Source organism: Parabacteroides sp. merdae-related_45_40 (genome assembly GCF_001915675.1).
The window spans coordinates 29,508-56,227 of the sequence record NZ_MNQY01000034.1 but is presented as its reverse complement, the minus strand read 5'-3'; the positions used below and the strand labels follow the sequence as shown (position 1 = coordinate 56,227).

Annotated in this window: 18 protein-coding genes; 10 read left to right on the top strand and 8 right to left on the bottom strand. The window is 46.0% G+C overall.

Annotation, left to right across the window (positions count from 1 at the left end; all coding sequences use genetic code 11):
• Window positions 1-248: 248 nt before the first annotated feature.
• Together BHV83_RS02765 and BHV83_RS02760 are read right to left on the bottom strand one after the other, a co-directional pair.
• On the bottom strand, window positions 249-569 hold the full coding sequence (locus BHV83_RS02765) for a heavy metal-binding domain-containing protein (protein ID WP_005640492.1): 321 nt from the start codon (window positions 567-569) through the stop codon (window positions 249-251).
• A gap of 94 nt (window positions 570-663) precedes the next feature.
• A complete protein-coding gene (locus BHV83_RS02760) occupies window positions 664-2,925 on the bottom strand; it encodes a GH92 family glycosyl hydrolase (RefSeq protein WP_286756109.1) in 2,262 nt (753 codons plus the stop codon).
• 378 nt (window positions 2,926-3,303) lie between these two features.
• Between BHV83_RS02760 and BHV83_RS02755 the strand changes: the two genes are divergently transcribed.
• From BHV83_RS02755 to BHV83_RS02745, 3 genes are read left to right on the top strand one after another with little or no spacing between them, the layout of a single operon-like run.
• Window positions 3,304-3,699, top strand: a complete 396-nt coding sequence (locus tag BHV83_RS02755; RefSeq protein WP_046452265.1) for a hypothetical protein — start codon at window positions 3,304-3,306, stop codon at window positions 3,697-3,699.
• Between the two features lie 13 nt (window positions 3,700-3,712).
• On the top strand, window positions 3,713-3,991 hold the full coding sequence (locus BHV83_RS02750; protein ID WP_005640500.1) for a LysO family transporter: 279 nt from the start codon (window positions 3,713-3,715) through the stop codon (window positions 3,989-3,991).
• Complete coding sequence (locus tag BHV83_RS02745; protein WP_286756104.1) at window positions 3,988-4,614, top strand: LysO family transporter; 627 nt, start codon at window positions 3,988-3,990, stop codon at window positions 4,612-4,614. Before BHV83_RS02750 ends, BHV83_RS02745 begins: the two co-directional genes overlap by 4 nt.
• A gap of 535 nt (window positions 4,615-5,149) precedes the next feature.
• Here the strand turns inward: BHV83_RS02745 and BHV83_RS02740 are convergent.
• Complete coding sequence (locus BHV83_RS02740) at window positions 5,150-8,401, bottom strand: S41 family peptidase (RefSeq protein ID WP_005640507.1); 3,252 nt, start codon at window positions 8,399-8,401, stop codon at window positions 5,150-5,152.
• A gap of 129 nt (window positions 8,402-8,530) precedes the next feature.
• Here BHV83_RS02740 and BHV83_RS02735 point away from each other — a divergent pair, with 129 nt between their 5' ends.
• The 7 genes from BHV83_RS02735 (at window position 8,531) to BHV83_RS02705 (ending at window position 20,417) form a co-directional block, all read left to right on the top strand.
• A complete protein-coding gene (locus BHV83_RS02735; RefSeq protein ID WP_055284764.1) occupies window positions 8,531-9,106 on the top strand; it encodes an RNA polymerase sigma factor in 576 nt (191 codons plus the stop codon).
• Window positions 9,107-9,327: 221 nt separating this feature from the next.
• Window positions 9,328-10,314, top strand: a complete 987-nt coding sequence (locus tag BHV83_RS02730) for a FecR family protein (protein ID WP_055284762.1) — start codon at window positions 9,328-9,330, stop codon at window positions 10,312-10,314.
• Window positions 10,315-10,401: 87 nt separating this feature from the next.
• Window positions 10,402-13,743, top strand: a complete 3,342-nt coding sequence (locus tag BHV83_RS02725; RefSeq protein WP_122206216.1) for a TonB-dependent receptor — start codon at window positions 10,402-10,404, stop codon at window positions 13,741-13,743.
• A 23-nt stretch (window positions 13,744-13,766) separates the two neighbouring features.
• Window positions 13,767-15,569, top strand: coding sequence for a RagB/SusD family nutrient uptake outer membrane protein (locus BHV83_RS02720; RefSeq protein ID WP_005650780.1), 1,803 nt, complete (start codon window positions 13,767-13,769; stop codon window positions 15,567-15,569).
• Between the two features lie 512 nt (window positions 15,570-16,081).
• On the top strand, window positions 16,082-16,492 hold the full coding sequence (locus tag BHV83_RS02715) for a hypothetical protein (protein WP_005646652.1): 411 nt from the start codon (window positions 16,082-16,084) through the stop codon (window positions 16,490-16,492).
• A 47-nt stretch (window positions 16,493-16,539) separates the two neighbouring features.
• Complete coding sequence (locus BHV83_RS02710) at window positions 16,540-19,779, top strand: S41 family peptidase (protein WP_286756098.1); 3,240 nt, start codon at window positions 16,540-16,542, stop codon at window positions 19,777-19,779.
• A 113-nt stretch (window positions 19,780-19,892) separates the two neighbouring features.
• Window positions 19,893-20,417 (top strand): 3'-5' exonuclease, encoded by a 525-nt coding sequence (locus BHV83_RS02705; RefSeq protein WP_055284754.1) that lies wholly within the window; start codon window positions 19,893-19,895, stop codon window positions 20,415-20,417.
• Window positions 20,418-20,438: 21 nt separating this feature from the next.
• On the opposite strand, the gene BHV83_RS02700 is transcribed toward BHV83_RS02705, so the two are convergent.
• From BHV83_RS02700 to BHV83_RS02680, 5 genes are all read right to left on the bottom strand, one after another.
• Window positions 20,439-21,626, bottom strand: a complete 1,188-nt coding sequence (locus BHV83_RS02700; protein WP_005640528.1) for a dicarboxylate/amino acid:cation symporter — start codon at window positions 21,624-21,626, stop codon at window positions 20,439-20,441.
• Complete coding sequence (locus tag BHV83_RS02695; RefSeq protein WP_055284753.1) at window positions 21,595-23,061, bottom strand: Na+/H+ antiporter NhaC family protein; 1,467 nt, start codon at window positions 23,059-23,061, stop codon at window positions 21,595-21,597. Before BHV83_RS02695 ends, BHV83_RS02700 begins: the two co-directional genes overlap by 32 nt.
• Window positions 23,062-23,153: 92 nt before the next feature.
• Window positions 23,154-23,849, bottom strand: coding sequence for an SIR2 family NAD-dependent protein deacylase (locus BHV83_RS02690; RefSeq protein ID WP_055284750.1), 696 nt, complete (start codon window positions 23,847-23,849; stop codon window positions 23,154-23,156).
• Between the two features lie 177 nt (window positions 23,850-24,026).
• Window positions 24,027-25,496 (bottom strand): glycoside hydrolase family 125 protein, encoded by a 1,470-nt coding sequence (locus BHV83_RS02685; RefSeq protein WP_055284748.1) that lies wholly within the window; start codon window positions 25,494-25,496, stop codon window positions 24,027-24,029.
• Window positions 25,497-25,507: 11 nt separating this feature from the next.
• Window positions 25,508-26,701 carry a glycoside hydrolase family 76 protein gene (locus BHV83_RS02680; RefSeq protein ID WP_055284746.1) on the bottom strand — a complete coding sequence of 398 codons (1,194 nt, stop codon included), beginning with the start codon at window positions 26,699-26,701 and terminating at the stop codon, window positions 25,508-25,510.
• Window positions 26,702-26,720: the final 19 nt, after the last annotated feature.

The following is a 26,720-nucleotide window of genomic DNA, read 5'->3' as shown; positions in this document are numbered from 1 at the left end:
TTTGAGTCGGCTTTTTTCGTTTCCGACAGCCCATAAGCCATGTGGATGCCAGGGTATTCCTTAAACAGTATTTCTGCCCTTTCCCTTTTGGTTTTCCGTCTTCTTCTGGTATGAAGTCATGTTCCCGTCCGGAATGATCCTTCTTTAGAGATCGTGTTTTGGGATGGCGAGTTTGATTGCAGAAAATATGGTTTAGTTTTTTTATGTGATTCTTTTTTCCAACTACAAAGAATATTTCATTTTCGGGATTATTGATAGCGTACAGCAGTCCCTGCGGCAGTAACCATTAGCATACTTCCACTTCCCCCAACTGTTTCGTAGTCCAGATCTATGGCGATTACAGCGTTTGCACCCAGTTGTGTCGCATGATCGCTCATTTCTTTTAAGGCGGTTTCTTTTGCTTCGCGTAATACGCTTTCGTAAGAACCTGCGCGTCCTCCGACAATATCCCGGATGCCTGCGAAGAAATCTTTGAATACATTTGCTCCGATGATTGTTTCACCGGATACGATTCCGAAGTACTGGGTAATTTCTTTTCCTTCAATCGTGTTAGTTGTTGTGAGTAACATAGCTTTTTAATTTAATTGTTTAGGGACAAATATAAGATAAAGGGCGAACCAGTGTACTGATCCGCCCTTTGTTTTTATGTTTCTTTATATGAATTTATTTAACCGGTTGATCGGTCATGATAAATTCCAGCTTGCCACCTTTTATGATGTCGGTGTGGCTGATGAACAGGGTGTCGAGGATTTTGCCGTTCAGTTTAACCTCTTTGATGTATTTGTTGGCTGCACTGTTGTTTTTTACCAAGATCTCGAAAATACCGCCTTTTACATGAATAAGCGCTTTGTCGATCATCGGACGGCCCAATGTATAGACCGGAATTCCCGGAGCGATCTGATAGAAGCCTAACGCACTCATTACATACCAGGCGGACATCTGTCCGCAGTCCTCATTTCCGATGATACCGTCCGGCGCGTTTGTGTAGAAATTTTGCATGATCTGATCCAGGCGCTCTTGCCCTTTCCAAGGAGAATCCGTCCAGTTATATAAATAAGCCATGTGATGGCTCGGCTCGTTGCCGTGCGCATATTGGCCAATCAGTCCGGTGATATCTCCGGGGGCTTCTTCACCATCAACTTGGGAAGAGGTGGTGAATAATGTGTCCAAGCGTGTCTCCAGCTCTTTTTTACCACCGATCGTGGAGATAAAGTTGTCCATATCATGAGGTGCAAAGAAACTCCATTGAAAGGCATTCCCTTCGGTATAATCGCTCTTCATATGGGAAGAATAACGGGGATTGAACGGTGTACGGAAAGAACCGTCACCCATCACCCCGCGCATCATCTTGGTCTCCGGGTCTAAGTAGCGTTTGTAGTATTCTGCCTTTGCCGCATACTCTTTTGCCAGTTCCGTATTTCCTGCTTTAGCGGCGATTTGGGAAATACACCAGTCATAGTAGGCCATCTCTAATCCCCAGGAAACAGATTCGGGAACCGAGTCGGCCGGGACAAAGCCGTATTTCTCCTTATAATAGGGGTGGCGGGTAATCAAATCCAACTCACGTGTTCCTTTGAACTTCTCTGCCAGATCGTTTCGGTAGACAGATGAACGGGCGCCTGCTTCGGCCCAAACGTTCAGATCACCTTCTGCCAGGTCTTTAGTCACTAAATCTGCCAGTACAGAGACTGCCGGATAACCTACCATGCAACCTGTATAGCTGGAAGCTAACGGCCATTTCGGAAGGATTCCTCCTTCTTTATATCCTTGCACGAGCACTTTTCCCCAATCGGCAGCCCGTTCTGGTTGGATAATCGTCATCAATGGATGCAAAGCGCGGAAAGTATCCCAAAGTGAGAAGACAGAATAGTTCACATAACCTGGTTCCGCCCGGTGCACCTTCTTGTCCATTCCTAAATAGCGCCCGTCCACATCCTGATAGGCATAAGGTGCGATCATCGTGTGGTAGAGAGCTGTGTAGAAGTTCACCATCACTTTCGGATCGGAGCTTTCGATCCGGATATCGTTTAAAGCTTTGTTCCAGATACGTGCAGATTCAGCCCGTGTAGCATCGAAATCCCATCCCGGCAGTTCGGCCAGCATGTTTCTCTCTGCACCGTCCGTATCGACAGGAGAGATCGCCACTTTTACATACAGTGGTTTGTTGCTCTCCGCGAATTTGTAATGGAATTTCAGATCGTCTGGTGTGTTGAGACGCAAGAACAGCGAATCTTTCCGTAAATTTCCGTCGATATACTGGTATAGTGTTTCGATCGGCTCCGAGAATGTGATCCGGTAAGAGACAGAATGGAAATGTGCCCATCCCTGCGTCTTGACAGTCCCCTCCACCGTCGAATCGTTTACAAAAAGATATTCGTTCCCTACTAACTTATGTCCCCAGTTCGGTTGCAGCACATGACCGAGATCGAGAAGGACACGGCGGTCCTTCGGATTATCGTATGTGTATTTATGGAATCCGACACGGTCCGTACTGGTTAACTCCACATTAATTCCGAAATTGTCGAGACGTACTGCATAATAGCCTGGCGTTGCTTTTTCCGTCTCTTTCTTGAAAATCGCAACCGGTTTGATCGAGTCACCACCGGAGAAAGGTAGGATCGCCACATCTCCCAAGTCGCCGATACCCGTACCTGATAAGTGTGTATGGCTGAAAGCATATATTTGGTTGTCATCATAATGGTATCCGCTACTGGCATCCCAGCCCATGATATGTGTGTCGGGGCTGACCTGTACAAGAGCAAACGGACGGGTAGCACCGGGAAAGGTATGCCCGTGAAAGCCTGTTCCGATAAATGGGTTCACATATTGAATTTCATCTCGTAGTTGTTCCTCGTCGGACGGTTGGTTACAGGCTGCCAGAAGTCCGACCACTGCAGCCTGAAGGAATAGGATTGTTTTCTTCATGTTATATTATCTGTGTTTTATCTCCTAAATGAATAAATCGTTATTTTTGACTTTACAAATATAAAGAAAAAGAACAATATACGTGTATGTCCTGCTTTTCTTCGGGAAAAAGTTCGTAAAATTTGTAACTGTCCCCGTCCTCACTCTTCTTTTGTGACAGAGATGAGAACGGATGAATTCATAAAACGTATTTTGACTTTAAAGGATAACCTGTTCCGGGTTGTATTCCAGATCACGGGAGACCACAATTTGTCGGAGGAGATCGTGTAGGACTCTGCTAAAGATGCATTATTCTATTTATTCTTATCCTGACTACTTCATTTATATTCGATAATGCTTATCTTTGAAGCGCTAAGTCTAATTTAATCCTATTTTATTATGAAGACGAATATGGGAAAAGTATTTACTACGCTTCTTTGTATGATGATGTGTTTATCACTTTATGCGCAGGAATTTACTCTCGGCATGGTTGTTGGTTCGTGGAATTTTTCGGCTCCCGATGCTCCTTACGGTTATCAGAAAGGGACTTGCCAGATCAAGAAAACTGGTGAAAACCTTTCCGCTGTTTTCACGATCAGCGATACGGAAATGACCGTGAAGGAAATCAAGAAAGAGAGCGATACCTATAAATGCAATTTCTATGTAGATGGAACCTATGTTTCACTCACTTTCATACAGGAAGGCAAGAATAAACTGACAGGGAAAGCAAATGCAGAAGGTATGGTAATCCCTGTTACATTCACTAAAATAGTTAAAGCTGTCCAAGCGCGATAATCTTTTTTTATCTATGTTTACTGTCATTGGTATTATGTTCGCGGGTATTGCCGCAGGCTATCTTTTGCGCAAAATCGAACTTTTGCAAAAGATCGGCAAACCTATTTCTTATACGATTCTTTTGCTTCTTTTCCTTTTGGGAATATCTGTCGGTGCGAATAAGGATATTGTCGATAATCTTGCCACGTTGGGTGGTCAGGCATTCCTGCTTGCCTTGGCTGGTACGGTAGGGAGTGTATTGGCTGGCTGGGGAGTCTATCGTCTGTTTTTTAAAGAAAGGAGTCGCGGATGAAAGGAAGTCTGATCGTTGTAGGATTTTTTGCGCTTGGTTGCTTGTTGGGATGGAGTGGCTGGCTGCCCGATGTTATCATTGAAAACGACATTACGGTATATGTCTTATACCTGCTAATGTTTCAGGTCGGGCTCAGTATCGGTAGTGATAAGAAGCTAAAGGATATTCTCGGCAGTATTCGTCCGAAACTGCTTTTGGTCCCTTTGGCTACGATTGCCGGGACACTGGTCTTTTCGGCTTTGGTCGGTCTGTTGCTTACGCAGTGGAGTGTATTTGATTGTCTGGCGGTAGGAAGCGGTTTTGCCTATTATTCTCTTTCGTCTATCTTGATTACCCAATTGAAGGAACCTTTTTTGGGTGTCCGACTCGCCACAGAATTAGGAACAATCGCTTTAATGGCAAATATCATGCGCGAGATTATGGCTCTTCTCGGTGCGCCTCTTTTTGTCAAATATTTCGGCCGGTTGTCTCCTATCTGTGCTGGAGGTGCCACGACTATGGATACGACCTTGCCTATCATCACTCGTTATTCGGGAAAAGACCTTGTTTTCATTTCAATTTTTCATGGGATTATCGTAGATTTTACGGTTCCGTTTTTTGTGTCGTTCTTCTGCTCGTTTTAGATATGGTTCCTTTTTTGTTGAAATACGTGACTTATTTTGCTTCAAACAGGCAGAAAAAGTGTTGAAGATTCCCGTTTACAGGTTTTTACACCCGGATGTGAACGGTCTTGACACCCGAGTGTGAATGATATCGAGACCCGGGTGTCAATGGGTTTATCTTATTATGTTATTGAAAATAAGTAATGTGAAGAAAAATGTCGGACAGGCGGTTAATGATAGTATGATAGATGAAATAGGCATCCATCATACCTACTATCATTGCTTGAGTTTATTGATATTCAATAGATAAAAGACAATTAGTGATAGTATGACAGTTAAATGTAACTATGTTTTATCCCTTCTGTTTATGTTCGTAGAGAAATAATGAAGTCATATTATCGGGTGAAGGCAGAACTGGTAATGCTTTCGTTTGGATAAACATTGAATCTTATAAGTACGGCAAAAAGTGAAGGATAAGTACGTGAATTGCGTACAAAAAAGAACGGCTCCCATTCCGTAGCAGTGGATGAGAGCCGCTTTGAGATCGCACATAATATTACTTTTGTACCTCTTTCAACATCTCTTTTACCGCCTCTTCCAGCTGGTGATCTTCGCCTCTTAGCTGTGATTCGGGGGAGTTGTAGACTTCGATGTCAGGTTCGAGTTGTTGGTTTTCGAGATAGCGGCCCTGCATATCTTGCATGCCGACTTGCGGGATACCGAAAACGATTGACGGGTCAATTTGGGTTTCCCACCATACGGCAGTCATCGTTCCCGGTACGGGAGCGCCGATCAGTTTGCCGATTTTCAACGTCTTATATGTCCAGGGAAAACCGTGGGCGTTCGAATAATTGTCTTCGCACATCAGTACGCATGACGGTTTCAGCCATCTGTTAAACGGATCGTTTCCGATGAACTGTCCGCGCGGAGTGAATTTAGCATACAGTTCTCCACTCAACAAAATTGCCAGGTCCTCATGAAGCCAACCGCCACCGTTATGGCGCGTATCGACAATCACGGCTTCCTTCTCGCGGCAACGACCTAACAGCTCGGAATAGGTATCGCGGAAACTTTCGCTGTTCATGCCTTTGACATGTACATATCCGATCTTTCCGTTCGACAGCTTGTCGACCATCTGGCGCTTCTGTTCCACCCAACGTTTGTAAAGCAAATCGGATTGTGTGCCGTAGGTGATCGGTTTGACTTGTTCTTCGAAACGTTCTTTGGTTGCCGGATCGTAAACGGACAGTAGTACCTGCTTGCCGGCTTTGCCGCTTAATAGCGGATAGTAATCTTCTCCACTCTTGATATTCGTGCCGTCTATCTTTTCGATGATGCAGCCTGGCTTGATCTTGGTGTCGGCTTTTGTCAACGGGCCTTTGGCGATGATTTCTTCAATCTTCAAACCGTCGCCTGTGTAATTGTTGTCATAGAAAGCGCCCAAGCTAGCTGTTGCTGGTGCGGAAGATGCAGAGCGGTAGCGTGCACCGGTATGTGAACCGTTTAGTTCGCCCAACATTTCAGAAAGCATTTCTGCGAAATCGTAGTTATTGTTGATATGTGGAAGAAATTTTTCGTATGCCTTTCCATATCCGGCCCAATTGATACCATGTATTTGGGGATCGTAGAACTTGTCTAATACTTGGCGCCAGGTGTGATGGAAGATATATTCGCGTTCTTTCGCCGGGCGATATGAAAATTCGGCTTTGAATGCGATCGGTTTCGTTTTGCTGTCCTTGATTTCGATCTTCTTCAACTGGCCTCCCGAAACGAGGAAAATGTTTTCGCCTTTCTTGTCGGGGAACATCGTTCCGCCACCGACACCTTTGATCAGTAGTTTGGTGGTGTTTTCCTTGAAATTGTGTTCCCATAGGTCGTAACCGTTTTCGAATGCGGCGCAATAATATAGCTTATCGCCTTTCTGCGTCAAGACGGCGTCACCTAAGAATGACGAGTTGACGGTCAAGCGCATGATACGGTCTTTACGATTGGCCAAGTCGAATTTAAGCGGTTCGACCGGCTTATCTGCTTTTTCGTCTTTCTTGTCATCGTCTTTATCCTTGTCTTTCTTGCTGTCCTTGTCTTTTTCGTCCTTATCTTTGTCCTCTTTTTCTTCGTCCAACAAAGCTTGTTCCTCTTTGGTGAGGCGGAACTTGTCGTATGCTTCGCCGTCGAAGAACATGATGTAAATATCATCTTCTGCTCCCCAACTGCCATGACTGCGATAACCGGCCCGGTCAGACGACCAGATCATCGCTTTTCCATCCAGTACCCATTTGGCGTTGTTGTCGGAGTAGCCGCTTTCGGTCAGGTTGGTCATTTCGCCGCTGCCGTCCGCTTTCACCAAAACGATGTCCGTATTGTTCCATCCTCCGATCGCGATATATTTAGCGAGGAACCATTTGCTGTCGGGTGACCATTGATAATATTGATCGCCGTCGGCATACGAATAATTATATTTACCATCCAGGACGGTGCGTACTTGTTTGTTTTTCAAATTAATCACGCGTAGAGTCGTACGGTTTTCCAAGAAAGCGACTTCCTTTCCGTCCGGAGAATACATCGGCTGGAAAGAGGTCTGCGAATTTACCACCAACGGTTCTTCCTTCAATTCCTGTGCGTATGTGAAATATTTGTCGTTCTTGCGTACCAAGCTGCTTTGATAAACGCCCCAGGTTTCGCCCCGTTCGGCCGAGTAAACCAATGAGCGTCCGTCTGGGCTGAAATCGAGATCGCGCTCCTGCTGCGGTGTGTTAGTGATTTGTTTGGTAGTTTCGTAGTCGACCGAGGTTACATATACATCGCCGCGCACGATAAAAGCGACTTCTTTGCCATTAGGGGAAACTGCGATATCGGTGGCTCCGCTTGCCTTGAGTTGATGGATCAGGTCGTTCTCCACCTTATCCGAGATGATCTGTACATCCACTTTCTTAGGCTGTGTACCCTCTTTGACCGTATAGATTTCGCCATCGTATCCGTAACAGAGGTTGCCGTTGTTGTCGGAAGTTAGGAAACGGACGGGATGCATGGTATGATTGGTTATCTGCCGGCTATTTCTGCCGGTCAGGTCGTTTTTGAATATATTGAAACTTCCTTTTTCTTCACTCAGATAGTAGAAGGAAGAACCGTCTGTCGCCCATACCGGATTACGGTCTTCTCCTTTAAAGGAAGTTATTTTTTGGAAGGAGTGTTCCCGATCGAGGGTGCACAACCAGATGTCCCGTGTGATGGAAGACTGGTGGTGTTTACGCCAAGGATCTTCATATCCCTTCTTGTCTTGGTATAAGAGTTTGTCACCCTTCTTGTTCAAAGCTAGGCTTTCCATGGCGAGGGAAGAATAGAGTTCGGGGCGCCCTCCATTGATACCGATCCGGTAGATTTGTGGAAATTGCCCGGAGGGGAATTGGCTGTCTTTCGCATCCTGCTGGATCGCGGCCGAATAGAGAATGTGCTTTGCATCACTGAACGTTTCCGGATATTCATTTGCGGAGTGAGTGGTCAACTGTTTCGGGCTACCTCCTTCCATATCCATGATGAAGATATCGAAGTTTCCGTTCCGGTCAGAAGCAAACGCGATCTTGCTGCCGTCAGGCGACCAGATCGGGCGCGTATCGTGAGCCGGATGGGTTGTTAACTGGGTAGCTTTGCCACCGTTTGCCGGAACGGTGTAGATATCGCCTTTGTAAGTAAAGGCGATCGTTTCACCGTTTGGAGAAATTGCCGGATAGCGCATCCATAGCGGATCATTTTCGGCCAGCACGTTTGCCGTAAACAGTAGTGCTGAAGTCAGGATAAATAATGATTTCATGCTTTGCGTTTTTATGGGTGTAAAGATACGGTATTATTATAAAAAAAGATAGAAATAAACTTAATAGTAGCTGTTTAGTAGTTTATTTCTATCTTTACGAACTCAAAGTGAGGGGTGAAAGAGGTGAATATGCATGAAACAGAGATACATAGAAATACTATAGAAAAACTTAAACGTGGTTCCTATGAGGCGTTCGATACATTATATGATATGTACGCGGATTCTTTGTACGGTTTCGCCTTGCTGCATACGAAATCATCTGTCCAGGCGGAAGATATCGTACAGGAGACGTTCCTCAAGCTGTGGAACATGCGTACCTCCTTGTCTGTTGAAGGCTCTTTCAAATCCATGTTGTTCACGATTGCCAAGAACCATGTGATCGATGTTTTCCGCCAACAGATCAACCGTCCGGATTTTGAAGATTACATACGCTTTTGTGAAGACGAACATCTTTTGGATAACACTTCCGTAGAAAAAATATATTACGATGACTTTATCGACAAGCTGGCGATAGCTAAGCAAAAACTGACCCCCGCGCAGCGGAACATTTTTGAAATGAGCCGTGAAGAGGGAATGAGCAATGCCGAAATAGCCGCTCTTTCGGATATTTCCGAGCAGACGGTAAAGAATCATTTGTCCGCAGCGTTAAAGATTCTGCGTGAGGAACTTCGGAAATATAATTATCTTTTCACCCTTTTCATATAAGAAAACTTGAGAAGCTTACTTCCCTTTCCCCAAGCGGCTCTTGGAGTTCCAGATAGTTTCAGCGCTTGGAACTAAAAGTTCGTACGGTGAAACAGAAAGTTTCGCTAAAGGAAACTTCGAGCGTATTATAGGGGAAGAAACAGGAATATGCTTTAGAACATATAAAAACGCCTGGTACTTTTTCGGTACTCCTTCGTGTAACTATAAACAAGCAACAAATTATGACCGATTTATTTGATAAATTATATTCTCAATTCTTAAGCGGAAAGACCAACCGGAAAGACTTCGAGGGCTTCAAGGAGTCCTTGAATCATCTTTCGGACCAGGAACTGGCCGAAAGGATGGAAGCGTTTTGGAATGAGAATACGGTTTATCCGCCTATGGAAGTCTGTCGTAAGCGGGAAATTCATCGGAGACTTCGTCTGCAGATACATCCTCCTAAAATCTCCATACGCTGGTCCCGTATCGTGGCGGCGGCGGCCGTGATTGCCGTCTTGTCCGTTACGGCGTGGAACTTTTCTCTTTTGCATGAATTGCAAAATGCGAACTCTTCTTTCTTGGCGGAAGTTCCGGCCGGAGATAAGGTGCAGTTGACCTTGCCGGATAAGAGTTCTGTCAAATTGAATTCGGAAAGCTCTTTGTCCTACGCCTATGTCAACGGAAAGCGTGTCGCCCGCTTGAAGGGCGAGGGGTACTTCCAGGTTTCCAAGGACAGGAAACATCCGTTTGTCGTGCAGGTCGGCAATTTGAATATCGAAGTGCTGGGGACTTGCTTCAATGTCTATTCGTATGAGGAGAATGACTTTGTAGAGACTTCCTTGATTGAAGGCTCCGTGCGCCTCTACGATTCCAAGTCGCCTTCTGAAAGTTTTATCCTGAAACCGTCGCAGAAAGCGATCTATTCGAAAAATAATGGAAAAATCAGTTTTCACAATACAGACAATGTAAAAGAAATCGCGTGGACGCAAAATCATCTGGTGTTCGAATCGGAGAAGTTGGGTTCGGTGTTCCAAAAGATCGAAAGATGGTATGGTGTGCATATTGACCTGCTATGTCCGGAGATTGCGAACGATCAGATTTCCGGTTCTTTTAAGGACGAACAACTTCCGTATGTCATGGAAGCTTTGAAATTTCAATATGGATTTAATTATAAGATCATAGGAAATAACGTTACGATTAATAAGCCTAATCAATCAAAAATAAAATAAGCCTATGGGATGAACAGGTGAAATCTAAGAAAAAGTGTTTTTAAAAATCAATTGTTTAATTTTAACTTAAGTCTATTTATCATAGTCATGAAGAAAGTATTTCGGAGTACAGCACTCCTGTTTTTGTGTACAACCATGTACGCACAGGACATTTCGCAAACAATGTCGATGAATTTGCAAAATGTCACATTGAAAGAATTTTTTAAGAATCTGGAGGCACAAACTTCTTTTTCAGTTGTTTACCGGGATATTATCCTGAGTGAAAATCCTGATGTAGTCGTTTCTGCTTCCAATCGCCCGTTAAAGGATATCCTGTCTCAGGTACTGGAAAAACACGGCCTTTCCTACAAAGTGAGCAATAAGACGATCGTTATCGTTAAGGCAGAAGCGCAGGCTCCCGTGAAACAGCGAAAAACCAAGAAAATATCTGGTGTGATTACCGATGAAACAGGTCTTCCGGTGGCTGGAGCGAATATCGTAGTCAAGGGAACGACTAATGGGACCATCTCAGATATGGATGGAAACTTCTCTTTAGAGGCTGCTCCGGGGGAAATGCTGGAAATATCCTATATCGGTTTTTTGCCTATGGAAGTAAAGATCGATAACAAGAATACGTTTGACATCCTGATGAAAGAGGATGCACAAGGTTTGGATGAAGTTGTCGTGGTCGGTTATGGTACGGTAAAGAAAAGAGACTTGACTGGAGCTGTCGCCTCTGTCAATGCTGCCAAGATTTCAGCTGTCCCGACCTCTACGGCATCGGAAGCCTTGCAGGGACGTATTCCGGGGGTTGTCGTTTCAAACGCCAACTGGTCGCCGGGCTCTACTCCGAACGTGATGATCCGTGGTAAACGTTCGATCACGGCAAGCAATGATCCGTTGTATGTGATTGATGGTGTTCCTGTTACTGGCGGTATTGGCGAAATCAGCCCGTCGGATATAGAGTCGATGGAAGTGTTGAAGGATGCGTCGGCAACAGCAATCTATGGTGCTCGTGGTGCGAACGGTGTTATCCTGATTACGACCAAGCAGGGGAAATCAGGCAAGACGCAGATCGATTATAACGGATATGTCGGGGCTCAGACAATTTTGAACCAGCTCGATTTCTGGGATGGTCCGGAATATGCCGAATATACGCGCGAGTCTTATCGCAATACGAGCAATAATTCGATCCGCTACAACTCGGATGTGGCTTCAAGGGAGCAGGATATGGTTTGCCCAGGATTTACACGCGACCCGTCGATCATGGAATCGGTCATGATGGGTTGGGGTGACGATGGTGTCTATTATCCGTCCCGTGTGCGTACGACCCGTTACATGGATCATGTAACCCGTACCGGTATGGTGACCGACCATCAATTGAGTATCCGAGGCGGTGGCGAACGGACGAACTTCCTGGCTTCCGCTACTTACAATAAGAATAACGGTATTTTCAAGGATGAGGATTATGAACGTTATTCGATCCGTTTGAATCTAAACCACGAAATCAACAAATATGTGAAGATCGGGGCACAGACGCAATATTCGCATGCCATTCAGCAACGTGGGGCCGGACTCGCCGGTGGTTGGCGTTTAAGCCCGTTGGCACAGTTATGGGATGAAAATGGCGAGATTATTCCGTTACCAGGGTCTTATAATGTCTACAATACGATGATGGACCTTGTTCCGGGTGCAGTGGACCGTCCTGTGAAAACAACCCGTTACCTGGGTAGCTATTCTCTGGATATCAAACTGCCGGTCGACGGACTGAAGTTCCGCTCGAACCTGGGTCTCGATGCCCGTACCGTACAGGACTACGAATTCTGGTCCGCTAAAACGAGTAATCGTGGCATGGGGACTTCTTATGCGAAGAATGCCGTTGACAAATACACGATGTTTACTTTGGAAAACATGCTTTTCTATGATAAGACGTTCAACGACAAACACACCTTGGGCGTGACTTTATTGCAGTCCATTCAAGAAGACAAAAGGGAAAGTGTGAACGTCGCAATGGAGAATCTGCCGGCCGATAACCTGAAATATTATGATCTGGGGTCGGGCTTGGTGACCAATACGATCGGCAGCTCGATGATCAAGTGGAATATGGCTTCTTTCATGGGACGTATCAATTATAACTATTTAGGACGTTACCTCCTGACGGTTTCTGCCCGTTATGACGGTTCGTCTCGTCTGGCTGACGGACACAAGTGGGTGCTTTTCCCTTCTGCCGCATTGGCATGGCGTATCAATGAAGAATCTTTCATGTCGAGTACATCCGGATGGTTGGATAACCTGAAATTAAGACTTGGTTTTGGTAAGACTGGTAATTCGGCCGTAGATCCTTACCAAACGAAAGGTACGTTGTCGTTGATTCGTTATCCGTTTGACAATGGTGGAACTCCAACGATCGGATATGCCCCGAATGCGATGGCGAACAGTCTGTTGACTTGGGAAACGACGGACCAGTGGAATTTGGGTATCGATTTCGGTGTGTTGAGAGGACGTATCAACGGGACGATTGACTTGTATATGCAGAATACACATGATTTGTTGCTGAAACGCCAGTTACCGGTTGTTTCCGGTTTTCCCGATGTGCTATCGAATGTGGGTAAAACGCGTAATAAGGGTATAGAAGTTTCTATCAACTCTATGAACATCAATTCGAAAGACTTCCAGTGGACAACTGATTTGATGCTGTCTTCCAACAAGGAAGAAATCGTTGAACTGTATAATGGCAAGAACGACGATATTGGTAGCAAATGGTTTATCGGCCAGCCGGTGAATGTTCATTATGACTACCGGAAAGTAGGTATCTGGCAGAACACGGAGTCAGATCTTGCCGAGATGGCAAAATTCGCCGCCAACGGTACAGAGTTTGCTCCGGGCGATATCAAGATACAGGATGTGAATGGCGACTATAAGATTACGGATGCCGATAAGCAGATTCTGGGAAACCCACGTCCGAAGTTGATTGCCAGTATGGTGAATACTTTCAACTATAAAGGTTTCGACCTGTCGGTCTTTTTATATGCGAGTTTCGGCGCTATGTTGTATAACGACATTTATGCACTGGAACATTGCGGACGTAACGGTGGTGTGAAAGTCGACTACTGGACACCGAATAACCCGACGAACGCTTATCCTCGTCCGAGTATCGATGAGGAGCGCCCGATTTACATCACATCCACTTATTATGAAAAAGCGGATTTCTTGCGTGTAAAGACAATGACATTGGGATATACCTTGCCGAAGACCTTGACCAATAAGTTCCTGGTGGAGAAACTGCGTGTTTATTTTACAGCCCAGAATCCGTTTATCTTTACCAATTATACGGGTATTGATCCGGAAGCAGCTAAAGTAAATTCGGCCGGTAATCCTGAAACTAACGGTAGTGGTTTCGGCACTCCGAGTGTCAGTTCCTGGATTTTTGGTATAAACTTGACTTTGTAATTTTAATCTTAATAAATCAAAGAATGAAAATGAAATCTGTATATTGCTATATGCTGGCAGGCCTGATGTTATCTGCTTCAAGTTGCAGTAGTTGGTTAAGCGAAGATGATGCACCGGTGATGTCGTACGATTATTATGAAACGGAAGCCGGTGTAAATGCAGCCATTACGGCAGCTTACGGTTTCCTTCGTTGGGGAGTTGGTGGTGAACGTTTCGATGTATTGACCGAATTAGGAACCGATTTGTTCACGGAAGGAGAAGATGGTAGTAATCGTGAATCGTATAATAAATATGCGACACAGTTGAATCCGGACGACGGTATTCTGTATGAAATGTGGGAAAATCACTACAAAGGGATTAGTGATGCCAATATCGCCATGCAGAAGATTCGGGATTCCCAAGACTTGTTGGAGAGTGTGAAAATACAAAGTTATGCCGAAATGCAATTTATCCGCGCCTATTTATATTTTGATTTGGTGCAGCAGTTTGGGCGTATTCCTTTGGTCACGGAAGGTAGTTTCGAGATTCGGACGGACTTCAAGCGTGCTCCGATCGCTGATGTTTATAATGTTATTATCAGTGATTTACGTAATGCCGCCGAAAATTTACCGGAGAAGGCTTCTGTTTTAGGACGTGCCACACGTTACTCAGCTGCCCATTTGTTGGCGAAGGTTTATCTGACTCGTGGTAGCGCAGTCAAAGATGCGCGTGGTCAGAAAGCGACAGATATGGATAGTACGCTTTATTATGCTGAGCAAGTGATCAACAGTGGAGCTTATGCTTTGCAAGAAAACTTCTCCTCTCTGTGGGATATCAAGAATCAGGGGAACTCCGAAGCTGTGTTTGCCGTGCAGTTCACAACCGAGCCGATGTTTAACGGAGATGGTAACAAGCAGCATCTCTATTGGCTGTCTTGGTATGAAGATCAGCCGGGTATGTTGAGAGATATTGAAAACGGTCGTCCGTACCGTCGTCACGTGGCGACAAAGAAAACGATGGACGATTTATTCGATCGTTTGCATGATTCACGTTTTTATAAGAGTTTCAAATGGGTCTACTATGCAAATAATGTAAGCACGCTGCCTGTTTGGGAGTCGCTTTCTTATGACGGAAACGTCTATTTTACGCCGGATCCTTCTAAAGGGCAAATAGAGGGCGAGTTGAAATTCCAGCATGGCGATACGGCGATTTATTATACGATGCAGGAAACAGGGCTTGCTTCTAATAGTGACGAGATGCGGAAATTGCGTGCTGACTATACTTATTCTTATTTCCCTCGCGAAATGCATTCGATCCGTTATTTTCCGTCACTGGTGAAATACCTTGATCCGAGCCGTCCTTCTGTGTCTGAAGAAAAGGGATCTCGCGAATGGGTGCGTATGCGTTTGGGAGAAACGTATTTGTTGGCAGCGGAAGCTGCCGGTCGTAAAGGTGATTTCGACAAGGCTGCTGAATATATCAATGTGATCCGCAAGCGTGCCGCTTGGGCCGAAGGTGAGCAAAAAGACCAGCAGATCTGGCTTTTCGAAGGTGGAGTGAACGATACGAAGAGTACGTATGATGCACTTAAAGTTTCTCCGGCTGATCTACAAGGTGATTTTATCGAATTTATTCTGAACGAACGCGGACGTGAATTACTGGGAGAAACCAATCGTTGGGAAGATTTGGTTCGTTGTGAACTGCTGTATGATTGGGTGAAGAAATACAATCCGGATGCAATCTACATTAAACCGTATCACAAACTTCGTCCTATCCCGCAGAAACACATCGACCGTCTGAATCCTGTTGGTGAGCTCAGTGAAGAACAGAATGAAGGTTACTATTGATGTCTGTCTTTAGAGATAAAGCGATATAAAAAGTAGGTATTAGTTAAAAGTGGCCGGCTACAATGGAATAGATGATATTCCGCCGTAGCCGGCTTTTTCTGTGTTTTTTCTAAAGAACCTTGAAAAAAGGAAGGAGGAATATCGGATTTTTGAATCTTCTGTTTATCTTTGTCGTGTACAGTAAGCAGGATAAAGCGTTATCGCTGGTACAACTTTGGTGGTGAACACGAAAGTTTATATATTATCTCTTGATTGAAACCTCGAAATTTCTAGATAACTAGTGGATAGTATGTGAATTTTGTTCGCGTTTTTTCTTGTCATGCAAGATGGGTGTTTATGCACTTGCGTATTCAAGATAAAAAACGTGGGTAATTATTGCATACAACTAGTTATAGGTTATTCGAGGTCCTTAATCGAGTGTATGTTACTAATTCCCACGTTTCTTTATAATAACCATCTAATTGGGGAATTGTTGGATATATGGGATTTTTTCAGGTCGAATTTAAGTAAATATGGAATTACCTTTATCTATTTCAAATCTTCAGGAGCAATGGTTGCTATCTTTTTTGAAAAAACTTGATCCTGCCAATATTACTGAGCTTTTTTGGCAATTGCGGCCTTATGTAGTCTTGCATCATGTGGAGTTTAAGGAGTCTTCGTTTTCTTTTTCATCAGTTGGTATTATTAATTTTGTAGATATTGTCGGTTTTGTCCGTAAGAATGATACTTTGGGTATTCTGTTGAGGAACGGCTGTTTCTATTTGTTTTCTGCAGTAAGTATGGACCGGCAGTGCATATTGGTTTGTGATCCTGAATTTTATAAGCAAACGGGAAGAAGGTTAGGAGGCTGGTCTCTTTTTGTCGCGAAACGGCAATTATTGTGGTGGAAAATAAAGGAATATCTGCATCGGAATATATTTTGATGCTTTACTTTTTTTACCTTTGTCGGTTGACTAAACGATAATTAGGTATGAAGAAGAAACTTATCTTTTCTTTATTGGTTTTGGCTGGTGTCCCTTCACTGTCGATGGCGGTGGACGAAGCGCGTCTGTTGCGTTTCCCGGCTACGAACGGTAATGAGATTGTTTTCTCGTATGCGGGCGACCTCTACAAGGTTCCGGCTACGGGTGGCGAAGCCAGGCGCCTGACTTCGCATGTGGGGTACGAAATGTTTCCTCGTTTTTCACCGGACGGCAAAACGATTGCATTCACCGGGCAATACGATGGTAATACAGAAGTGTATACCATGCCGGTGACGGGTGGAGAACCGCTGCGTGTGACTTATACGGCAACAAACAGCCGGGATGATTTGGGTGATCGTATGGGACCGAACAATATCGTGATGACCTGGACGCCTGATGGCAGTCGGATTGTGTATCGCAACCGCATCAGCGACGGCTTTAGCGGAAAGTTGTTCACGGTGGAAAAGGAGGGTGGCTTGTCTGAAGTCATACCTCTTCCTGAAGGCGGATTCTGCAGCTATTCTCCCGATGGCAAACAGTTGGCTTATAACCGTGTCATGCGGGAGTTCCGTACCTGGAAATACTATAAAGGCGGGATGGCGGATGATGTCTGGATCTATAGTTCCGATAAGAAGACAGTCGAAAACATTACGGACAATCCTGCACAGGACATTATCCCGATGTGGATCGGCGATGAAATCTTCTTTCTTTCCGACCGTGACCGAACAATGAACATCTTTGTTTATAATACGAAGACCAAACAGACGGACAAAGTCACTGACTTTACCGAATACGACGTAAAGTTTCCAAGCGCAAATGGCAATACGATCGTTTTCGAAAATGGCGGCTATATTTATAAGATGGATGCTGGGAGTAAGAAGCCCGAAAAAGTGAACATCACCTTGACTTCCGACAATATTTACGCCCGTAGCGAAATTAAGGATGGAGCTGACTATATTACCGAGGCCTGCCTGTCGCCCGACGGTGAACGTTTAGTGGTGACTGCCCGTGGCGAAGTGTTCAACTTGCCGGTTGAGAAGGGTGTGACAAAGAATATCACCCGTTCGCCAGGAGCACACGACCGCAATGCGCAATGGTCGCCCGACGGCAAATTCATCGTCTATATTTCGGATGCGACTGGAGAGACAGAACTCTATATGCAGGATGCCATTGGAGGCGAACACGTCCAGCTGACAAAGGATAATGACACTTATATCTGCGGTTTTGAACTAAGCCCGGATTCCAAAGCGGTTGTTTATACGGATCGTAAGAACCGTATGAATCTCTTGGACGTTGCTACAAAGAAGGTGACGACCTTGTTGCAGGACCCGATGGGCGAGCCGCGGGGAGTGACTTTTTCGCCGGATAGCAAGTGGCTGACTTATACCCGTACAGGGAACACTGAATATAGTATCGTTTATGTTTATAATCTGGCTGAAAAGAAAGAATACCCGGTGACAGACAAGTGGTATGATTCCTCTTCCCCGGTATTCAGTACGGACGGTAAATATCTGGTTTTTGCATCTGCCCGTGATTTTAATCCGACTTATGGATCGCTGGAATGGAACCATGTCTATAATAATATGTACGGGGTTTATTTGACGTTGTTGTCCAAAGATACTCCTTCGCCTTTCATTGAGAAGGATGCGGAAGTCTCTGTTGCCAAAGAGGAATCAAAGAAAAATACATCGGTTAAGAAGGAGGAGACAAGGAAAGACGAGCTTGCCACTTCTGCTGTCAAGATCGATTTCGATGGGATTACGGATCGTGTCGTCAAGTTGCCGGTGAGTCCTTCCTATTATGGGAATTTTTATTCAGACGGAAACAAGGTTTACTACTGGGGACGTGGCGGTACGAGAGTATTCGACTTGAAAGAGCAGAAGGAAGACGTGGTGGCCGATGGCGCTTCTATGGGGGTCGAACCCGGTAGCAAGAAAGTGCTCTTCTTCAAAGGTGATGCTCTTTATGTGACGGATATTCCTTCGGGAAAGGCAGACTTGGGTGATCCGGTGAACTTGTCGAATATGAAGATTGCGGTCGATTATCCGAAGGAATGGGCGCAGATTTTTGATGAGGCATGGCGGGCTTATCGCGATGGTTTCTATCTAGAGAATATGCATGGGGTAGATTGGAATGCGGTCAAAGCAAAATATCAGGTGCTTGTCCCATATGCCAAGACACGTCTGGATTTGAACTACATCATCGGTGAAATGATCGGCGAACTGAACTGTGGTCATGCATATGTGAATCCGGGTGAAGTAGAACGTCCCGACAGGATAAAGACGGGGCTGTTAGGCGCTGAGATTTCCCGTGATAAGAGTGGTTTCTTCCGTTTGGAAAAGATCTTGCCGGGCGCTTCCTGGAGCAAGTCGTTGCGTTCTCCGTTGACGGAGCCGGGCATTGAGGCGAAGGCTGGCGAGTTTATCGTGGCGATCGACGGTGTGCCGACAAACAGTGTGAAAGACATGTATTCGTTGTTGGTCGGCAAGGCTGGTGTCCCGACGGAGATTTTGTTGAACAGTAAACCGCAGCTGGAGGGAGCACGCAAAACCGTGATCAGTCCGTTGGAAGAAGAATATTCTTTGTATCATTATAACTGGGTACAGGATAATATTAAGAAAGTCGATAAAGCATCGAACGGCAAGATCGGCTATATTTATATCCCGGATATGGGACCAGAAGGACTGAATGAATTCTCCCGCTATTTCTATCCACAGCTCGACAAGGAAGGTTTGATTATTGACGACCGTGCCAATGGGGGGGGGAATGTTTCGCCGATGATCCTCGAACGCCTTTCCCGTGAACCGTATCGGTTGACGATGCGTCGTGGTTCAGCCCGTATCGGAACTGTTCCCGATGCCGTGCAAGTAGGTCCGAAAGTATGCTTGATCAATAAATATTCGGCTTCCGACGGCGACCTCTTCCCGTGGGGCTTCCGTGCGCTGGGATTGGGCAAACTGATCGGGACTCGTACGTGGGGTGGAATTGTCGGTATCAGTGGCTCGTTACCTTATATGGACGGGACGGACATCCGTGTACCTTTCTTCACAAGTTTCGATCCGAAAACCGGTAGCTGGATTATTGAGAATCATGGTGTCGATCCTGATATCCTGATCGATAATGATCCCGTCAAAGAATGGAACGGTGAAGACCAGCAACTCGACCGTGCCATTCAGGAGGTCATGAAAGAACTCCAGAACCGCAAACCGCTTCCGGGAGTGCCGACACCGAGAGACTTTAGTAAATAATTGACAATTAACAATGGACAATTGGCAATTAAAGAAAGGACAATGAATGCTTTTCTTGATTGTCAGTTGTCCGTTGGATTAATTGTCAATTGACAATTATCAATTAGAAAAGTATGGAACGCTTTGCCGCAATTGACTTTGAGATCGCTAATGGAAAGCGCAGTAGTATTTGCAGTATCGGGGTTGCTATTATTGAGGACAATAAGGTAATCGATTCTGTTTACATGCTGGTCCGTCCCTATCCGAACTTCTACACTCGGTTTACTACTGCCATTCATGGCATAACCATGCAGGATACAATCGACTCTCCCGACTTTGAGGAAGCCTGGGCCAGGATAGCCGGCAGATTGCAAGATATCCCACTGGTTGCCCATAACAGTTCTTTTGACGAAGGTTGCCTGCGGGCAGCTCACGAAGCCTATGACCTTGCCTATCCCAAATATCAGTTTTATTGCACCTGCCGTTTGTCGAGGCGCATGTATCCTTTCCTGGCTAACCACCAACTACAGACTGTTGCCGCTCATTGCGGATACGATCTGACCTATCATCACCATGCAATGGCTGATGCTTATGCCTGTGCTCATATCGCGGCAACCATGATGCGGGAAAAGGGAGTCGAAAGGCTGTGTGATTTATGACGAGGCAGATGTGTGAGAAGCCTACGGCTGACTTGTCCCAGTCTTTTGCTTGCCGGCGATCTTGTCTACCACAACTGCAATCGCCCCGTCGCCTGTCACGTTGCAAGCAGTCCCGAAACTGTCCATCGCGATGTAAAGGGCGATCATCAGCGCCTGTAATGTCTCGTTAAACCCTAACATGCTTTGCAGTAATCCGAGTGCTGCCATGATAGCGCCACCCGGTACACCGGGAGCTGCTATCATTGTGACCCCTAACATCATGATGAATCCGGCAAGAGAAGTGAAGGTGACGGGTTCGCCTGACATATACATGATTGCCATCGCGCAGGCGGTAATCTTCATCGTGCTACCTGCCAGATGGATAGTGGCACAAAGGGGAATGACAAAGATTGCGATGTTCTCCCGCACCCCGTTCTTGACCGCCTGAGCCAATGTTACAGGGATGGTGGCGGCTGAGGATTGTGTCCCCAGTGCGGTCGCGTAAGCCGGAAGCATATTTTTCAGTAGTCGCAACGGATTTTTTCCACTCATGCTGCCGGCAATCGTAAACTGGATAAGTAATAGCAACACATGCAGGACAAATATCACGATTATCACTTTCAAGAACATGGTAATCACGCCCATGACTTGCCCGCTCACCGTCATGTTCAGGAAAATGCCGAAGATGTGAAGTGGCAATAAAGGGATGATAACCGCCTCGATCAGTTTCGTAATGATTTTCTGGAAATCGGAAAAGGATTCGCGCAATGTTTCCCCATTAATATAAGACAAGCCAAGCCCGATGGTGAAGGATAGAAGCAAAGCTGTCATGACATCCATCAAAGGTGGCATGGCGACTATAAAATAGGGTTGCAACATGAAGTCTTCGGGATTTTCCATTGCTGTTAACTCCGTGTTGACCGGTAGGATATGTGGGAAGATTGCCGAACTGCTGAAATAGGTGAAGAAACCAGAGAAGATAGTTGAGCCATATGCGATCAGTGCGGTCAAGGCCAGCAATCTGCCGGCCCCTTTGCCTAATTCCCCGATGGCTGGTGTCACCAACCCTAGAATAATGAGTGGGATCGAAAACGACAGGAAGTTGCCGAACAAAGAATTAAATGTAACAAAGATGCGGGCGATCCCGCCAGGCAGGAACTGCCCGAATACAACGCCGGCTGCGATGGCAATGACAACCTTAGCCAGCAACGACACTTTTAGCTTTTTCATTTTTCCTTTTTATTTTGAACCCGATCGCAGCAATCGTGATGCTCATCAACGGGCTGATTAGATTAAAGAAACAATAAGGAAGGTAGATGAATGTCGCAACTCCGAGGATCGTTGCCTGTGTCATACCGCAAGTATTCCACGGGATTAGTACGGAAGTGACGGTGACCGAGTCTTCTACCGTACGGCTCAGCAGACGGCTTTCGTATCCTTTCTTTTCATAAATATCCTTGAACATATTTCCAGTCAAGATGATGGAAATATATTGGTCGGCCGTACAGATGTTGAGGAACAGTCCCGATGCGACAGTCGACGTTACCAGCCCGACTGTCCGTTTCATAAAGCGCAGAAATACGGAAGTGATGCTGCCCAACATTCCGCTTGCCGCCATCGCCCCGCCGAAGCACATGGCACAAAGGATCAGCCAAATCGTATTCATCATGCCTGACATGCCTCGCGTGGCAACCAGGCTATTCAGTTCCGGATTTCCGGTTTTTATGCTTGTACTGCCGTAAAATGTCATTAATAGGCCCTTAAAATTGGATTGGATGTTTCCTACTGGTAAACCGGAAATTTCCAGCAACAGGTGTGGCTGGAAAATCAGCGCGAACATGCCTGCCAATGCCGCCGAAATGAACAGCGTGATGATCGATGGAACTCTTTTCGCAATCAGGATGCCAGTGACGACCGGTACGATCAGCAGCCACGGTGTGATATGGAACGTATTGTTCAGGGCGATCGAGTACTGTTCGATCTGGTCTGTTGCCGTCGCTTCGTGTGAAAGACCGGCTACCGTGAAGATAACGAGCGTGATCAACATAGAGGGAACTGTTGTGATCATCATGTAGCGGATATGTTTGAAAAGAGGTGTGTCCGTTACCGATGAGGCAAGGATGGTCGTATCGGAAAGTGGAGATATCTTGTCCCCGAAATAGGCCCCCGAAATGATCGCCCCGGCAATCCATCCGTCGGAGAAGCCTTGTGCCTGTCCGATACCTAAGAGGGCGATCCCGATGGTGGCAATGGTAGTCCATGAACTTCCCGTCATGACTGAGACGACTGCACAAATGATACAGGTCGATGCCAGGAAGAAACTAGGATGAATGATCTGCATCCCGTAATAAATCAAAGTGGGGACGACACCACTTATCATCCAGCTGCCCGACAACGCTCCAATGATCAGTAAGATGATCAGAGCTGTCGCAACGCCAGTGATATTGTTGATCATCGCTAGCTCCAGCACCTTCCAGCGTACTTTGCTGTAGGTCATGGCGATCAGGCAGCAGATGGCGGTAGCGGTAAGTAACACGATCTGGCTGCCGCCACTAAGGGCATCGCTACCGAATATGCGTATTGTCACAAATAAAAGGGTTACCAATACAAGTATGGGAACCAAGGAAAGTAAGGGCGAAGGAATCTTCGTCGGATTATGCTCCATTCTCAATAATACTTAATTCTATGTGTTTACTTTGCAAATTTAATAGAAAAGCTCTGAAGTGTTTCTATTATGTAAGTGATTTTAAGAACGTATTAATGATTTTGCAGTAATAACTCCTTCAATTCTTTCACCCCTTCCGATGCTCCTTTCCGTATGAAGCGGATATCGTTACGATAGGCTTTTACCTCTTTCGGGTCGATGAGGTAGATTGGCTGGCCGTGGCGTACGTAGTTCAGTAGTCCAGCCGCCGGGTATACGTTGAGCGAAGTCCCGATCACCACAAAGATGTCACAATCTTCCACTAGTCGGATTGCAGGGTCGATCATTGGAACCGCCTCGCCGAACCAGACGATGAAGGGGCGGAGTTGTACTCCATGAGGATCCTTGTCCCCGATATGCAGGTCTGGATTTTCGGGCGAAATATCGTATGTCGTATTCAGGTCGCGAACGGAGCAAGCTTTCAGCAGTTCGCCGTGCAGATGGATCACATGGCTGCTTCCCGCCCGTTCGTGCAGGTTGTCGATGTTTTGTGTAATGATATGGACGTCGAATTCTTGTTCCAAGTCGGCAAGTCCGATATGTCCGGCATTAGGTTTCGTGTTCAGTAATTCCCGACGTCGTTGGTTATAAAAGTTGAGTACCAGTTCCGGATCGGCAGCAAAACTTTCTGGGGTTGCCACATCTTCCACCCGATATTTTTCCCATAGTCCGTCCGAGTCACGGAAAGTCGAAATACCACTTTCGGCGCTCATCCCGGCACCGGTCAGTACGACTAATTTCTTTTTCATAAGGCTGTTGTTTTATATTTTTTACAAATATAGAAAAGAAAAATTATTCCGGTTTCCCAACATTCTCTGATTTTAAGTAGCGGAGTGGTGTATTAGGATGTTTTTATATATAGTTCGGGCATGAATTTTATGTAATCCATGCCCGGATCAGTTCTGTTCGTAAGCGATATTTATCTGTTATCCTAAATTGTTCAGAATATCGACTTTGCCTTCATTCACCAAACGGTAGATCATTTCACCGAACAACGTGTTGACCCAGGCGAACCAGGAACGGGTAAACTTGCTCGGATCATCCTTATAGAACGATTCGTGCATAAATCCTGTATCTGCATCCGTGTCGCGCAGCATCTTGACGCATTTGCGGATTTCCTCGTTGTCATGTGTTGTATTGCAGCGCATGATGATACTCATCGGCCAGATATATCCGAAACCGATATGCGGGCCGCCGATACCTTCGCCTGCCTTGCCTTGGAAAAAATAAGGATTTGCATTGCTGAGTACCAGCTTGCGGGTGTTCAGGTAGACTGGATCGTCCATGTCCACACAGCCTAGATACGGTAGCGCGAGCAAGCTCGGAACATTGGCATCATCCATAAATACATGGTTGTAGAAACCATCTACCTCGAATGCATATACTTTGCCATATTCAGGATGGTTGACAATACCGTATTTCTCGACAGCAGCCGCTACCTCATCCGCCAATGAATCGCAACGACGGGCAAAATCGTTATCATTTTTGATCTCGCGCATCATCTCGGCTAACTGGCGGAGTGACGTGATGGCGAACAAGTTTGACGGGATCAGGAATCCGAACAGAGTCGCATCATCTGACGGGCGGAACGATGAAACGATCAGGCCGACTGGATTGACCGGACTGCCCCAACCGTCGTTTAGTAAGGTATCGCCTTGGCGGTCTGTCTTGCGTCTGAATTGATACGGACCGAGGTTGTCCTTACGCTGTTGTTCGATAAAAGTTTTGTAAATGCTCTTCATCGCTTTGTCCCAATCGGCATCGAAAGGGGAAGTTTCACCTGTTTTCTTCCAAAAATGGTAGGCGAGGCGGATCGGATAGCAAAGTGAGTCGATTTCCCATTTGCGCTCATGCAATTCCTTTTTCATATCAGTAAAGTCGCTTTCCCATTCACTGCCGGTCGGTCCTTCGTTGAAGCCGTTAGCATACGGGTCGATGTTGATACACCAGGTCTGGCGGTTGATGACGCCGGCAAGCATGGTTTTCACTTTCGGGTCGTCGTTGGCGAACTGGATATGCGGGAATACCTGTGCCGATGAGTCACGGAGCCACATGGCGTGGATATCACCGGTCAGGACGAAGGTGTCGGGCTTACCATTCACCATCTTGTGTTCGCAAGTCGTATCCAATGTATTTGGAAAACAGTTTTCGAACATCCAGGCGAGCTTCGGGTCTTTCAGCTTGGCCTTTGTGGTGGCGATCGCTTTCTCTACGGCTTCGGATGTGAATTGCCGTTTGCTCGGTACCGGACGTTTACAGACATATTGGGTGGTGGAAGCAGCCCCGGCTAATTTGTCGTCGGCTTTTTCAGCCATATGGGCAAATGAGTGCTGGCCAACCATAAGGCTTGCCAACGAAAGGCCGCCTGTTTTCAGAAAGTTTCTGCGTGTTGTCATCTGTTTGTTATTTATTTGATGTTATTGATTTCGGAAAAAAGTTCGACCATGCAGGCGTTATCTAACAGCCATTTATGCTCTTTGGTCTTGATACCGGTCCAATCGTTGTCGAGGAATCCGTTTACGTCGCGGGTATGATCCCATGCATAACGTGCGTTGTCCGCCATCGTCCGGATATATTCGGGATTATGGTCTACCTCATAGAGGGCAGTCAAGCCACGCAGCAGGATCACGTTGAACCAAGGGCTGGCGGTGTAGAAGCGGGTTTCCGTACCATCTACGGCTTTGCGCACTTCGGTAAAACGTTGGTAGGCGCCTCGGGCGGTTTCCTGTGCGTCTTTCAGATAGGCTTTGTCGCCTGATTGCTGGTAGAGCAGGACGCCGGCTTGTATCATCTGTCCGCTGTTGTAGGTATATTTTGCCTTGTCCACGCTTCCGTCCAAGCGGACATTATCCCAATAAACGAAATCTTCCGGATCGCGGAGGCTATTCTTGGTCCAGTCGTATGTCTTCTTGGCCTGTTCGAGATAGGTATTATCTTTCGTCAGGTTATATAGTTTCATGCAGAGGACGGCTGCGGGTGCATTGGAGCATGTGTTCTTGGACGTTTTCTTTTGCTCGCACCAGTAAATGCCGCCGCCCAGTACATCGTCCCATCCGCTGTATATATAATTGTATAGTGTCTGTGCCTTTTCCAGATATTTCTTATTTTTCGTCAGTGCGTACAAGTCGCAGAAATCGATCGCCAGCCAGTCGTTGTCATCATAAAAACGGTCGCTTTCCCCGTTAAACATCGGATAGCTCTGATAACAGAACGGTTCGCGTATATTATCCCAATATTGTTCCAGCCCCGGCAGAATCCTTTCTTCCAGCACTTTCAGATATTTCTTGTCTCCTGTTGTCTTATAAAGTGCAATCCCTCCTGACAGCATCCCGGAGTAGGGCCAGAGGAACGATACCTCCTGATTGCGTTTCTGCTCGGCCCCTTCCGCCAGATATGTGACCTGATTGTCGGGATTGGCCGGATACGTTTCTTGCAACAATCCGTATTTTTCGACGTTATATTTGTCCAGGATGTGGGTGAACATGGAATCGGCGATAGCGAGGTCGCGACCGGTAGAAACAGTCTCTGTTGTGTATTGGCAGGAGGTCGCTCCCAATAGGCATCCGCAAAGGGATAAAATCGAAAATAATTTTTTAATCATGGTCTAATAGAATAAGTTA